Source organism: Pseudomonas sp. 1L-E-NC-VB-C3 (assembly GCF_057291535.1).
Genome location: NZ_JBXAWD010000019.1, coordinates 73,129 through 86,768, shown reverse-complemented (window position 1 = coordinate 86,768; position 13,640 = coordinate 73,129). Strand labels below are relative to the sequence as shown.

Sequence of the window (13,640 nt, the reverse complement as noted above, 5' to 3'; positions counted from 1 at the left end):
TTTTGGCGGTGTCAGTGGGCCACACTTTTGACGTCAATTTTCGAGCCCGAAAATCGGTGGTCATTTAGCGACCGGCCCTCTAAAGTGGCATCCGGTCTGTAGAGTAGGACACTCGGTCAGCCTCCTATCGCACGGTGAGTCAACGATTGACCCATAACGCCATTCAACGCCTTTTGCTCAAACGCTTCGCCCTCGCTGCGGCCACCTACGGATTGGCTCTGCTGCTGCTGTGGCTGGCGTTTTTCACCGGGCATTACCAGCAATCGCTCAGTGGCGTGGCCATCGGCAGCGCGCTGGTGGTGATCAGTCAGGCGAGCCTTTTCGCGATGTTCTGGAGCGGGCGCAACCAGCGCTTCGCCGACCCCAGCCTGACCGAAGCGCAAGTGCTGATGGGTCTGGGCTGGCAGACGTGGCTGATCGCCCATGTCGACGAGGCGCGCGGTGCGTTTCTGGTGTTCTATGTGCTGATTCTGCTGTTCGGCCTGTTCCATCTCACCCGACGGGTGTTCATCCGCTGTGCGCTGTTGGTGTTTTTCAGTTTTTCCGCGATTACCCTGTGGGACGCGTATCACTTCCGCTTGGCCGAGCCTGCGCTCGCGGCTTTGCAGGTGTGCATTCTGGCGATGGTCTTGGCGTGGCTGGTGCTTTACGCACGTTTTGTCCAGGTTTCCCGACAACGTCAGCGCCAGCGTCGGTTTGCCTTGCAGGCGCATCAGGACACCCTGCGCGGGATGATGCGCCAGCTTGAAGATCTGGTCGCCACCGACGAACTGACCGGGCTGTTCAATCGCCGGCATTTCCTGCGCATCGCTTCCCGCGAGCTGAACGCGCTGGACAGCGACGTGATGCACGGGCTGGCGCTGATCGATCTGGACCACTTCAAGCGCATCAACGACCTGCACGGCCACGCCGCCGGCGATCAGGTATTGCAGGCGTTTGCCGGGGTGGCGCAAGCCTGTCTGCGCGACGGTGACGTGCTGGCGCGTTATGGTGGCGAGGAATTCGTCGTGCTGGTGCCCGACTGCGATGCCGAACGCCTGACCGCGTGTTGCGAGCGTTTGCGCATCGCCTTCAGTGAGGTGGAATTGATGGGCCTGCAAGTGCGCAACCTGAGCCTGTCGGCGGGCATGACCCTGCTGTCCGTTGGCGATGATCTGGATGAGGCGTTGCAGCGTGCCGATCAGGCGCTGTATCGGGCCAAGCGTGACGGGCGCAATCGTTGTGCCGCCGCGTGGGAGAACATTGATGCCTGAATTGCGCGTCGGTGATCGGCAGTGGACGGTTGAGGCGGGCAGCAACCTGCTCGACAGTCTCAATCAGAACGGCGTTGCCGTGCCCTACAGCTGCCGCGCCGGCAGTTGCCATGCCTGTCTGGTGCAATGCATCCAGGGCCTGCCCGCCGACAATCGTCCGGATGCCTTGAGTGCCGAGCAACGTCAGGACGGTTGGCGCCTGGCTTGTCAGTGTCAGGTGGTCGAAGACTTGCAGGTACACACTTTCGACCCGATCAGCGACGGCCGCCCGGCCGTGGTCGAAGCGCTGGACTGGCTCAGCGACAGCGTTCTGCGCCTGCGCCTGACCCCGCAGCGGCCATTGCGCTACAGCGCCGGCCAGCATCTGGTGCTGTGGATCGGCCACATCGCCCGACCGTACTCGCTGGCGAGCCTGCCGCAAGAAGACCGCTTTCTCGAGTTTCACCTGGATTGCCGCCAGCCCGGCGAATTCATCGATGCCGCACGCAAGCTGCAGATCGGCGACTCGATCCGCCTTGGCGAACTGCGCGGCGGTGCCTTGCATTACGATCCGGACTGGCACGCCCGGCCGCTGTGGCTGCTGGCTGCCGGCACTGGTTTGGGGCCGTTGTTCGGGGTGCTGCGTGAGGCCTTGCGTGAGGATCACCAAGGCGCCATTCGCGTCATTCACCTGGCCCATGACGAACGCGAACACTATCTGGCCAAACCCCTTGCCGCACTGGCCGCGCAGCGGGAAAACCTCAATGTCGAGCTGTGGGCAGCGGCCGACTCGGCCGCCGCTTTGGCGCAACTGCGCCTTGTTTCCCGGCAGACCCTGGCCTTAGTCTGCGGCTCGACGACCAGTGTCGACGCGTTCGCCAAGCGTCTGTATCTGGCCGGATTGCCGCGCAATCAACTGCTGGCCGACGTGTTTGTGAGCCGTGGTTGAGCGCTGATTTTCAGACGCGAGACACGCCATGACCGAAGCCATCCTGCTGGAACGCGAACGCGGTTTGCTGACCCTGAGCCTCAACCGCCCGGACAAGAAAAACGCCCTGACCCGCGCCATGTACAGCCGCCTCGCCGAAGCACTGAAACAGGCCGACAGCGACCCCGAAATCAATGCCGTACTGATCAGCGGCAGCGCCGAGTGCTTCACCGCCGGCAATGACATCGCCGACTTCATCGAACAACCGCCGAGCGACCTCGACAGCCCGGTGTTTCACTTCATGCTCAATCTGCTCGAATGCCGCAAACCGGTGATCGCCGCCGTGGCCGGTGCTGCGGTGGGTATCGGCACGACCCTGCTGCTGCATTGCGATCTGGTCTATGTCAGCCGCGACGCCCGGCTGCGCATGCCGTTCGTCAACCTCGGGTTGTGCCCCGAATTCGGTTCAAGCCTGATCCTGCCGCGTTTGCTCGGGCAAGCGAAAGCGGCTGAGTTGTTATTGCTCGGCGAAGGCTTTAGCGGCGCACAGGCTGCGCAATGGGGAATTGCCACAGACGCGCTGGACAGTGGCGCGGCTGCGTTGAGCAAGGCCCGGGAAATGGCGCTGCGGTTTGATGAGCTGCCGGCCGAAGCGGTGCACATCAGCAAGCAACTGATGCGAGCGCCCGATCGCGAGCTGCTGCGCAAAGTGATCGAGGAGGAGGGCGCATTGTTTACCCAGCGGCTGCGTTCGCCAGAGGCGGTGGCGGCGTTGAGCGGGTTCTTTCGCTGAGTGTCAAGACGCCTTCGCGAGCAGGCTCGCTCCCACAGGAGATTGCATTTCAAGTGTGGGAGCGAGCTTGCTCGCAAAAGGGCCTTACCAGACAAAATATCTGTTGAATCATAAGCAAAAAAGCCCCGCCATTCACATGGCGGGGCTTTTGCGTTTCAGCTGCCGGTCACTCAGACCTGCGGATCACCGACATGCAGGATCTTCATGCCATTGGTGCCGCCAGTGGTGTGGTAGCTGTCGCCCTTGGTCAGGATGACCCAGTCGCCTTTTTCCACGACGCCGCGCTTGGTCAGCTCGTCGATGGCTTTCTGGCTGACTTCGTGCGGTTCCAGCGAGGCCGGGTCGAACGGGATGGTGTAGACGCCACGGAACATTGCTGCGCGGGCCTGGGCTTCGCGGTGCGGGGTGAACGCGTAGATCGGCACCGAGGAGCGGATCCGCGACATGATCAGCGGGGTGAAGCCGCTTTCAGTCAACGCGATGATCGCTTTGACGCCCGGGAAGTGGTTGGCGGTGTACATGGTCGCCAGCGCGATGCTCTCGTCGCAGCGGCTGAATTCCTTGCCGATGCGGTGGCTGGAGGTCTTGCCGGTCGGGTGTTTCTCGGCGCCGACGCAGATGCGCGCCATCGCCTGCACGGCTTCCAGCGGGTAGAGACCAGCGGCGGATTCGGCCGAGAGCATCACGGCGTCGGTGTAGTCGAGCACGGCGTTGGCCACGTCGGATACTTCGGCGCGGGTCGGCATCGGGTTCTGGATCATCGACTCCATCATCTGCGTCGCGACGATCACGGCCTTGTTGTGGCGACGTGCGTGCAGAATGATTTTCTTCTGAATGCCCACCAGTTCGGCATCGCCGATTTCCACACCGAGGTCGCCACGGGCAACCATCACCGCGTCGGAGGCCTTGATCAGGCCGTCGAGGGTTTCGTCGTCGGCCACGGCTTCGGCGCGTTCGATCTTCGCCACCAGCCAGGCAGTGCCGCCGGCCTCGTCACGCAGTTGACGGGCGTATTCCATGTCGGCGGCGTCGCGCGGGAAGGATACGGCGAGGTAGTCGACTTCCATTTCGGCGGCGAGCTTGATGTCGGCCTTGTCTTTTTCAGTCAGGGCCGGCGCGGTCAGACCGCCACCGCGACGGTTGATGCCTTTGTGGTCGGACAGCGGGCCACCGATGGTCACCACGCAATGCAGTTCAGTGGCGGTGGCGGTTTCAACGCGCATCACCACACGGCCGTCGTCGAGCAGCAGCTCGTCGCCCACGCCGCAGTCCTTGACCAGATCCGGGTAGTCGATGCCGACCACCTGCTGGTTGCCTTCGGTCAACGGATGGCTGGTGGAGAAGGTGAACTTGTCACCGATCTTCAGCTCGATCTTTTTGTTGGCGAATTTGGCGATACGGATTTTCGGGCCTTGCAGGTCACCGAGCAGGGCGACAAAGCGGCCGTGCTTGGCAGCGAGGTCACGCACCAGCTTCGCGCGAGCCTTGTGCTCGTCGGGGGTGCCGTGGGAGAAGTTCAGACGGGCGACGTCCAGACCAGCCAGAATCAGCTGTTCGAGAACTTCCGGCGAGTTACTGGCCGGGCCAAGGGTAGCGACGATTTTGGTACGACGGACGGACATGCAAAGACTCCTGAGTTCAAGCGCAGGCAGAGGCTACTATGCTCGAAGGGTGTAGTCATTGTTCGAATGCACTACTTATCGTTTTCTTTATTGAACGCGGCAACTTTGCGACCAGCGCGTCTGAAGTTTTCCGACCTGGGGTCGATACAGAGCACAAGACAGGAGAACCCCCATGCGATTGTTGCCCATTGCCGCCCTTGCCCTCAGCGCCCTCGCCGCGACGGGCTGCACCCGTTGGTCGATGAACCACCATTTGAACAACGCCTACAGCGCCTATGAACGCGGCAACTGCGAGCAGGTCATGCTCGAACTGTCCAAGGTCGAACGCGCCAGCCGCGCCCGCCCGTACGTGTGGCCGGAAGTGTCGATGATGCGCGGTCAGTGCCTGGAACGGCAGAAGCTCTACATCGACGCGGTGCAGACCTACCAGTTCATTATCGCTTCGTACCCCAACAGCGAATACGCCTACCGCGCCCGCGCGCGTCTGGAAACGTTGCAGAGCCTGGGCCATTACCCGACACGCAGCGCCGCTGCGGTGGTTCGGCCGACGCGCTTCTGACGCGCTTTTCGTACAAAATCTGGCCGTCTGTACAAGCTCCGCTATAGTCAAGGAAACCGTTTCGAGCCTTTTCTCGATAACGGCGCAACACCTGCGACTGGCAGTTACAAGGTGACGGCGATTGTCGCGACCGTCACACCGGAAGCGGGGAGAGCGGGCCTGCCGCACAGGTTCGTTCCGAAGCACAGGTGCGGCTCCGTGACGGAGCCCTGCATGGCGAACAGCACATCATGTTTACCGACCGCCGGATCGAACGGCATCAACTGCCGTATTACCTCAGAGTGTTCAACAGCGTCACCGACAAACCCGTCGGCTTTCTCGGCAATGTGTCTACGGACGGGCTGATGCTGATCAGCCAGTTGCCGATGATGATCGGGGTGGATTTTCAGTTACGCCTCAAGGTCCCCGCCCGCGATGGCAGCCAGCAAGTCATCGATTTCAGCGCCTGTTGCGTGTGGTGCCATGAAGACGCCACGCCGCTGCATTACGACGCCGGGTTCATCCTGCGCCGCGCTCCGCCGGAGTTCGGCCAACTGGTGCTGGCGCTGAAGCAGTATTTCAGTTTTCAGCCGTTGCCCGCTTCTGCCTGAACAGCAAAAGATCGCAGCCTTCGGCAGCTCCTACAGGGGGAACGCATTCCAGATGTAGGAACTGCCGAAGGCTGCGATCTTTTGATTTTTACGTCACGCCACCGCGATCGCCCGCTCCTGATCCAGCGCCTTTTCCGCCAGCAATAAGCCCATCTCGCTCAACTGATAGATCGCCATCGCCAGATGTCGCGGCTTGTCCTCGAGGCTGTCCGCCAGGTCGAGCAGCAGAATGCTGACCGAAGAAAAGGTTTCGTAGGTTTGAATGGCCATCGCTTCGGGGTTGATGTCGGGCGCGACCATGAACATCTGCATGCCGCGATCGACGGAATTGCACGACGGCGCAGCGGCGGGTTTTTTCAGGTAGTGATCGAGGGCTTTTTCAGCGGCCTCGTGGAGTCTGGTGGAATCGGGGGAAGCGTAGGGGGAGGTCGAGTCTTCGGTTTCGGGGGGATTGGGTGTTGGTTTGATCATTGTCTGCACACTCATAGTTGGGGCATCCACCTCTTCGCGACTAAACGAAAGGGTGGCGGCTGTAAGCAGGTTAGTCGACCGGGAGTGCACAAACCGGCGCGCCCTGAGGCGCCCTGCGAACAGCCACCATCGAGTGCGGGGATAGGGATTACCCGACTTGATGACGCTTATGCGCAATGCACGACCCGGGCGACTAAACCCGACCACTGATTGGCAGCGGCACGGATCAAGTTACGGGGCAGCTTCAAAGCGCACAAGCCGGCGGATTCTGAGTGATGTGTAGGCAACGGCGCAAGCCGATGTAGCCGCGTGTTAATGGCTGAAGGACGTCTGCATGTTGCGGCGTGGGAATAGTTACCGCTGATCGGGACTGTCAGGTTTTACAGGTGTCATTTCGTGCTTACGGTTCTTCAATGAGGCACCCAGGTACCGACGGTATAAGGAAGCTCGATCATGTCCGACCATGAGAACCCAGGCTCCAATCCTCCAGAAGATGGCCCGTTTCCTGAGGACCATCGCCCTTCCCAAAAATCCGATGATCCGATTTCCGAAGAGCCGGGAATCCTGGTCGCGGATTTGGAGTATGAGGCCGGCTCCGAGTCACTGTTAGTAGATACCACGATGGACTTCAAGTTTCGTATACCGGTAAACGATGGCCGTTATCACAACGTTCATCTGGATTTTCACGGAGCCGATAATTACTACCGACGTATCACTGAAAGTGCATGGTTGGGGGGCGTCTGGCACAGTATTCGAGTCGAAGACCTTCCCGAGAGTGACCTGCAAGTCAGAGTTGATGGAAGATGGGATTACATTGATCAATGGTCAAGGTGGACACCGCGGACTTTGCTGGTCAGAAAGGCTGCTCGCATTGCCAGCAATCGTACTGTGACTACAACGGTTCCAGGCCTCGCCGGTAAAGGCAGCAAAATCACGCTTGTGCGTCCCAATTCAGGCACTGTACTGAGCACAACGGCCATTACCAATGGCTACGGAAATTGGACTGTCACGCTCCTTGATAATGTCCCTCAGGGTTTACAGGATTTCATTATCCGTGAGGAGTATGGAAATACGCAGGGGCGCTACGCGGGGAAAGCGTCACTGACCGTACTCAAGCCTGTAACGCTCAGGCCGTTGCCGCAGGTTATAAGTACACAAACGCCGCAATTTGCGGGTACAGGCGGTCTGCACCAAGAGTTGACAAGAGTGGATGTTTACATCAAAGACACATCGATCAAAGTATTGGCCTACGCAAAGATCGAAATTGATGGGTCATGGGGTGGTACCAGCACTTATAAGTTTGCGTTCGGCAAAAATTATTCTCTAGTCGCCAGTCAAAGATACGATGGTGCAACATCTGTGCCGTCAGTCCAACGAAATTTTTATGTTATTGACCCCCCTCGAATAACGTCTCCTGGATTGACGCAGACGGTGGACATGACATCGACGTTCACAGGCACTGTCGTCGCCGGGATCTCCAGTGCTGTTGCTGTGCGTTCGGAAAACACCCAAGCTCAAATCAGCACCCCAACCGATGCCGCCACAGGCGCATGGTCTGCATCTTTCACGCTGACACCTGGTCCGCATTCAATTGTCGGCACGCATACCTATTTGGGAACGACATCACTGACCAGCCAACCCTTCGGCATACGAGTACGCACGGGCAAGCCGACGGTCACATATACGCAAGCCAATGAAACGATCACATTTTCCGGCACCGGACATTTCGACGAGAAGCTCAGAACCGAAATCGAGTTCACTATCCTCGAAAGTCCAGCCGACCCAATGCCGGTCGCGCCTCCAAATGCACAAGTACAGCGCAACGGCACTTGGAGCACCACCGTAACGGGCTGGAAATTTGGCACCTATAAAATCAACGCCGTCCAGAAGATCAGAGACAACGCCAGCGGCTGGATCGACTCGCTGCCGCTGACCTTCGAAGTAAAGAATATCCTCCCCGATGTCAGTGATGTGCAATTCACCAGCGACTACCAACCGACCTTCAGCGGCAAAGGTTTCAACAGAGCCTTGGTTCAGCCACGCAGGCCCAATAGCCCATATCTTGAAGCGCCTGAAGTGGAGGTCGTCGGCGGGCGGTGGTCCACCCAGGCTTCGAGCGTTTGGGGACCCTCGTTCGAACGTGAAGTACACATAAAGCAATTTCTCGACGGGCACCAGTCGCCAAACTGGTTTGTCCTCAAAGTCACCATCCCGCCGCAGGCCCCTGGCTTGAACGAGCCTGAAGATGACGGACTTTCGCCCAGGTTCGGCGGCACGTGCTGGCCGGGTGCAACCGTGAACATTGAGTACAGCGACGAAACTGGCATTGTGCACAAGGGCATCGTCAGTGCTGGCACATGGCAGTTCAGGCGCGACAAAGAATTTGCCCTGGATATCACACATACCGTCACGGTAACCCAAGTCGCCGCGCAGCAAACTTCGCAGCCGACGTCCACGACCTTCATAGTCAGGAGAGCGATGGTCACGCCAGTGATTACCCAGCCGCCGGACGGCTCGGAAGTCGGTCGTGCTGTAACGGTCGAGGGCACGATGGGTATGGTGGGCGCCACTTTGCAACTGCGCGACAAGCAGTTTGATCGTCCCTTGGGCGATCCGAAAATATTGAGCCAGGATGGCGACTGGTCGATTGACCTGAGCCTCGAGCAATTCAGGCTCTACACCTTTGACGCCCAGCAGACACTGGACGGTCGACCGTCGCTACACAGTGACGAGCATGAATTGACGGTGGTGCTGCTACCGCCAGAATTTCTCCAGCCGATACAACACGGCAAGTTGCCACGAACCGCGTTGCTCAAGGGTTCGGGCATGAGGGGCGGGGTTGTCGAAGTCTGTCTGCAAGGGCTTGCCGAACCTCTGCTCAGTGATGTCATTGTGGATTGGGCGGGCAATTGGCAAGCCGAAGTGACGTTGCCGGTGGGCAGCAAAACGATCTGGGCCCGGCAAAGTTTCATGGATGAAAGCGGCAAATTGCAGGAGTCGAAAGACAGCGAGCCGCTGCACTTTGACATTGTGCCAGCGGCACCCTTCATTGAAACCCCGATCGAAGGCGATGCCATCGGGCAGCAGGTGGTGGTGTGCGGTTTTGGCGTGCCGGGCGATACGGTTACGGTGACGCTGGTAGGTGCCGCGCGTTCCGAGCCGGCAAGCGCCGTCGTGCAGGAAAATCGCACCTGGTCAGTGATGCTCGATGCAAGTCTGCTCGGCGGGGGGCTTTACCGGCTCGAGGCAGTCGCATCTCTGGACGGGTTCGAATCATTTGAAACCCTGCGCTCGGTCATTCTGGGTACTTTCCGACCTGTGCTCGACGGGCCTGCAGCCGGACGTTGGGTCAGTCATCCAGTGCAGTTCAGCGGCAAGGGCCGTCCGGGCGTGGGCGCCATCGTGAGTTGGTACAACCCGGATGTGCAGTGGCTGGCTCAGGTACCCGTGGTCGATGAGCACTGGCGCGAGGCTGCGACAAGGGCACTGCCTCTGGCGGGCAACTGGTACCGATTCCGGCAGACGCTGACTGACGCGGCGGATGACGCAACGATGTCTGATTGGGCCGACAGTGCGCGTTTTGAAGTCGAAGCTGCGCGCTTGCCCCACGCCGACTCCTGAAATCCGGCTTCCGACGAACGGCTATCAAAACTGTCAGAACTGACAGTGGACTTGACGGCGTTCGAAGCGCTCAATCGTACTCACTGAATGTGCAGCCTGACGAAGGACGTCAGGTTGCGCGGGCCAGTTGTCGCCTAAAGGAATCTGATCATGGTTGATTCGCGCCGTCCCGCCCTGCAACTGTTCGATGAGTTGTTCAGCGAGGAACAACGAGCACAGAACGTCGGACTGCAGAACCTCGAGACATACCTGCAAAACGGTGGATCAATTTATCCACTGGTTGAAAGGGGTGTTCAATGCATGGTCCAAGAGCATCAGCTCAGCGTTGAGCAAGCGCAACAATATTGGCGCGGCGCCAATAGCATAGCCACGTCTCAGCGGCGCCAATTTATCGAGCAGACGCTGAGGGGCACCAGGCCCGCGCCAAAGCGCAGCTCCAGCGGTTTGTTATCGATCGTGGACGGTCCCAATTATCACGCTCTGATCGGTACCGATTTTTCCGCGTTGTGCCCGCCAGATGCACTGGAGTCCATCTGGTCGCCAGTGGCGTATCTGATCGACTTGTTGCGCTGGGTTCGTGACCGTCTGGAGGGTATCAGAGAGGAAGACGATTTCTCGCTGCATAACCGGCGCACAGATCTCTTGGCACTGAAGGTCGACTTCAATGCGGTTTATCAATCGATCTCTTCTGTGGACATCATCGTTGAGGTGCTGGAGAAATTCATCGCGGCGCAAACGGATATCGAATCCATCGAAGACGCGCTGATCGCAGCCCGCTACCCCAATGGTCTGCCTTATTACCAGCATTGGGTCACAATTGATGGTATCGCGCAGTTTCATGACTTGTCGGTGGGCGACTTCGAGCACCGGGTCGACCTGGCTTATCCCTATTTTCTGCAAGCCAATGCTCGAGGTGCCAATACTGCACAGGGTTTCGCCCATGCCTCGCGGCTTGGCCCTTATCAGCGCCAGTTGCTGACCGAACCGCGTGCGGATTTCGCCCTTCGCGAAGATTTTTTTGCGCACAACTTTGGTACCTATACCGAGATGTATTCGAATCTCAATCAGGTGGAGTTTTTCGGTCAGCGCACCAAGCTCGACAGCCGACAGATCGAGGCTCTTCTGTCGATTGGCGACTTTGCTCCCGTGCGCTCGGCCAATGTGACCTACCCGGATGAAACGCCCAAGCAGCCTGAAAGCGAGCGCTCGGGTTCGGTTTACATCAATGACGGTACTGCGCCGGCGGTGGGTTTCGATCCTGCAACCAAGCCTCGCATTCGAATGACGGCAAACCCCGACGAACTCATCGGGTTCAACCGCTATACCCGGATGAATCAGATGGTGCGTCTGGCCAACTGGACAGGATTGCCGTTCGAACAGCTGGACGCAGTGTTGACATCGGTCATCCGGGCAACAGGGCGCGGCAATTCAACGAAAGGTCACAGCAACGGGATGGACATCTCCAGTGGCGCGGTTCATGCGCTTGGGTTGTTCCAGACGTTGCGCGAGCGCTACGAATGCACCGCCGCGGACTTTGCTGTGTTTGTGGGTGAGCTGTCGGTTTATGGCCGCGGTGAAGCGCTCTCGCAATTCGATCAGGTGTTCAATTTTCAAACCGGTTATCGCGAGCCTTTCAAGCTCGACAACGATGAGTTTGCGGTGGCGCCGATACCGGGCGTGGTGGATCTGACGATCAGCCAGCTCTGCAGTGGTCTGGCGATTGATCCGCAGACTTATTACGTGCTGGCGAACGCTGTGGCCAAGGCTCATGGCTTGACCGACAAATTGAAGCGCAACGCAGCGATCATCTCGAGCTTCTACCGTTTGGTGAGGCTGGCCCGGCTGTTGAACATCACTCCGGTTGAAGGCGTGCTGATGCTATCGATCCTGGGCGGCGATGACTGGGTCAATGGCTTGGCCGGTACTCCTGTCATCCACGATGTACCGGACGGTTCACCGGATGCGCTGGAACTGATCGAGGCTATGCAAAGTTGCGTGCAGTGGTGCGCGCAAAACAATCTGCCGGTGTTGTGGGTGTTGCAGCATGCGGTCGCTGCGCCAGCGGCTCAGGATCCATCCGAACAGGATGAGCAGTTTTTCGAGCAGGTTCGCAATTTGCTGCCGACTGCACAGTTGTCCAATAGTACGTTTCTCATGGCAGGCGTTCCGGCAGCCGGGGCCGCGGACTGGATCGAATTTCTCGCGACATCCGCCGACAGCCTGGGGCCGATAACCGACGGGCATGGTTTGATCCTGCCTCCGGAGGGAAGCGCTGAGATGTATCTGGCCTCCGTCCATAAAAAAATCGCCTGGGCGGTCGACAGCGCCTTGGGTGAGATCGAGCCAGCGTTGCGGCAGAGCATCATCGACAGCATGGTCAGCGCGTTTTTACAGATGCGCGATGCGCAGACTTCGCTGGTCAAGGAGACGCTGGCGGCATACGCCGGCGTTGGCGTGGATCAGGCATTGCCGGTCCTGAACTGGGCAGACGTCACGGTGCATCAGTTACTGCTGCATGTGCTGGAGCAAGCGGATGCGGGGAGCGAAGGGGGCGGCCGAACTCGCCCCCGAGTTGCCGACACATCATTCGATCTACTGGCTGAAGTTCGCCGGCGCAGTGAGGTGGTGTCGACCCTGGGGTTAAGCGCGGCGCTGTTGCAGGATTATCTGGATAGCGGCTACAAGGACTGGCTGGTTCAGGACGACAAGCATGCGTTGACGGTGCGCACGCTTTATTACCTGACCATGCTCACTCGCGCTTTTGCCCTCGCCTCAGCCTCGAGCGGCCAACCGCCACAGAAGCTGTTGGACTACCTGCGCCAGGTCAACGCATTGCCGGATGTCACCGGAGATGCGAGATGGCTGGCACAACAGGCGGCGGCGATCAAACTGGCCGATTTTTTTGGCTGGAGCGTTCAGGAAGTGCGCGAATGTGTGAGCCGCATCGATCCCGACCTGAAGGTGTTGAAAAACCTTCCCCAGCTCGATTTGTTGATGCGCGTGCTGGCGCTGTCCACCGAGAGCGGCATGGATGCGTTAACGATTTTTCTCATTGGTAATCTGCCCGAAACCGTCGACAAAAAATCCTATGCCGATGCCGCCGAACATGCCCTGCTCGGCGAGTCCGATACTCGTGCCCCGATCGTGCACGTTCCAGGCGACGTCAAAGGGCTGGTCACAATCACGTGCGAAGTGGTGGATGACAGCACCGTCGTGGCTAACAAGCCAGACGAAAAAGTCACTTATAAAGTGACCCTCAAAGACGCCAATGGAAAGTCGCTGAGTGGCGTCAATGTTTATTGGCGCGCCACATTGGGCACCATTGAATACAAGGCGACGGGAACGGACGGGACACTTTTGGCCGAGTTTATCCCCGGCAAGGTCATGGGCCGCGACACGCCAATGCTTTGGTTGGACTTGTTCGAGCCGCAATACGCCCCTCCCATAGAAATAACTGCCGACTTCACTACGTTGTCGTTCCCTATTGCAGAACTTTCACCTACGCCTTTGGAAACAGTGAAATACGGTCATGAAGTAGAACTGTATGCGGTGCTGGAGGACGACTACGGAAACCGCGGACAAAACTCGCTCGTGGAGTGGTTCGGCAAGAGCGTTCCGCCCGCGAAGATGGATGCCGTCACTATTCGGCCGGCGCAGGGGTTCACTGATCAGCAGGGGCTTACCCGGGTTTTTGTCTCAAGCAAGACGGGCGGCACATTCGTGTTCAGCGTTCGCTCTCAGTCTGGGGAAAGCGAAAGAATATTCCCCCATGCCATTACCTTTGCCAGGGAGTAGCGGCAGGGCGTTGCGTACTGCCTGGCGAA

At 58.9% G+C, this 13,640-nt stretch carries 9 protein-coding genes; 7 read left to right on the top strand and 2 right to left on the bottom strand.

Annotated elements, in window-relative coordinates; translation table 11 throughout:
• Positions 1 to 146 precede the first annotated feature (146 nt).
• Genes AC0Z5Z_RS24580 through AC0Z5Z_RS24570 form a run of 3 tightly spaced genes read left to right on the top strand, consistent with a single transcriptional unit; the run spans position 147 to position 2,953 of the window.
• A complete protein-coding gene (locus AC0Z5Z_RS24580) occupies positions 147 to 1,253 on the top strand; it encodes a GGDEF domain-containing protein (protein ID WP_041479822.1) in 1,107 nt (368 codons plus the stop codon).
• A complete protein-coding gene (locus tag AC0Z5Z_RS24575) occupies positions 1,246 to 2,181 on the top strand; it encodes an iron-sulfur-binding ferredoxin reductase (RefSeq protein ID WP_485611767.1) in 936 nt (311 codons plus the stop codon). The genes AC0Z5Z_RS24580 and AC0Z5Z_RS24575 overlap by 8 nt, the downstream gene beginning before the upstream one ends.
• A 28-nt stretch (positions 2,182 to 2,209) precedes the next feature.
• Entirely contained in the window at positions 2,210 to 2,953 is a 744-nt protein-coding gene (locus AC0Z5Z_RS24570) for an enoyl-CoA hydratase-related protein (RefSeq protein WP_485611766.1), read from the top strand.
• Positions 2,954 to 3,123: 170 nt separating this feature from the next.
• Here the strand turns inward: AC0Z5Z_RS24570 and pyk are convergent, their stop codons facing one another.
• Positions 3,124 to 4,575 (bottom strand): pyruvate kinase, encoded by a 1,452-nt coding sequence (pyk, locus tag AC0Z5Z_RS24565; RefSeq protein ID WP_024014116.1) that lies wholly within the window; start codon positions 4,573 to 4,575, stop codon positions 3,124 to 3,126.
• A 172-nt stretch (positions 4,576 to 4,747) separates the two neighbouring features.
• Between pyk and AC0Z5Z_RS24560 the strand changes: the two genes are divergently transcribed.
• Both AC0Z5Z_RS24560 and AC0Z5Z_RS24555 read left to right on the top strand, forming a co-directional pair.
• Complete coding sequence (locus AC0Z5Z_RS24560; RefSeq protein ID WP_095181453.1) at positions 4,748 to 5,134, top strand: tetratricopeptide repeat protein; 387 nt, start codon at positions 4,748 to 4,750, stop codon at positions 5,132 to 5,134.
• A 230-nt stretch (positions 5,135 to 5,364) separates the two neighbouring features.
• Positions 5,365 to 5,724: a PilZ domain-containing protein gene (locus AC0Z5Z_RS24555; protein WP_041479819.1), complete on the top strand. Its 360-nt coding sequence runs from the start codon at positions 5,365 to 5,367 to the stop codon at positions 5,722 to 5,724.
• 93 nt (positions 5,725 to 5,817) lie between these two features.
• Here the strand turns inward: AC0Z5Z_RS24555 and AC0Z5Z_RS24550 are convergent, their stop codons facing one another.
• The gene (locus tag AC0Z5Z_RS24550) at positions 5,818 to 6,195 is read right to left on the bottom strand and encodes a DUF6124 family protein (RefSeq protein WP_133339801.1); all 378 of its coding nucleotides are present in this window, start codon (positions 6,193 to 6,195) and stop codon (positions 5,818 to 5,820) included.
• 453 nt (positions 6,196 to 6,648) lie between these two features.
• Between AC0Z5Z_RS24550 and AC0Z5Z_RS24545 the strand changes: the two genes are divergently transcribed.
• Positions 6,649 to 9,816 carry a hypothetical protein gene (locus AC0Z5Z_RS24545; RefSeq protein WP_485611765.1) on the top strand — a complete coding sequence of 1,056 codons (3,168 nt, stop codon included), beginning with the start codon at positions 6,649 to 6,651 and terminating at the stop codon, positions 9,814 to 9,816.
• Between the two features lie 150 nt (positions 9,817 to 9,966).
• Complete coding sequence (locus tag AC0Z5Z_RS24540) at positions 9,967 to 13,611, top strand: Tc toxin subunit A (RefSeq protein WP_423663364.1); 3,645 nt, start codon at positions 9,967 to 9,969, stop codon at positions 13,609 to 13,611.
• Positions 13,612 to 13,640: the final 29 nt, after the last annotated feature.

What these genes read in the sequence shown, in the direction of transcription:
- pyk (WP_024014116.1), bottom strand. Translation starts at nt 4,575, where the DNA reads ATGTCCGTCCGTCGTACCAAAATCGTCGCTACCCTTGGCCCGGCCAGT.
- AC0Z5Z_RS24540 (WP_423663364.1), top strand. Translation starts at nt 9,967, where the DNA reads ATGGTTGATTCGCGCCGTCCCGCCCTGCAACTGTTCGATGAGTTGTTC.
- AC0Z5Z_RS24570 (WP_485611766.1), top strand. Translation starts at nt 2,210, where the DNA reads ATGACCGAAGCCATCCTGCTGGAACGCGAACGCGGTTTGCTGACCCTG.
- AC0Z5Z_RS24575 (WP_485611767.1), top strand. Translation starts at nt 1,246, where the DNA reads ATGCCTGAATTGCGCGTCGGTGATCGGCAGTGGACGGTTGAGGCGGGC.
- AC0Z5Z_RS24550 (WP_133339801.1), bottom strand. Translation starts at nt 6,195, where the DNA reads ATGATCAAACCAACACCCAATCCCCCCGAAACCGAAGACTCGACCTCC.
- AC0Z5Z_RS24560 (WP_095181453.1), top strand. Translation starts at nt 4,748, where the DNA reads ATGCGATTGTTGCCCATTGCCGCCCTTGCCCTCAGCGCCCTCGCCGCG.
- AC0Z5Z_RS24545 (WP_485611765.1), top strand. Translation starts at nt 6,649, where the DNA reads ATGTCCGACCATGAGAACCCAGGCTCCAATCCTCCAGAAGATGGCCCG.
- AC0Z5Z_RS24555 (WP_041479819.1), top strand. Translation starts at nt 5,365, where the DNA reads ATGTTTACCGACCGCCGGATCGAACGGCATCAACTGCCGTATTACCTC.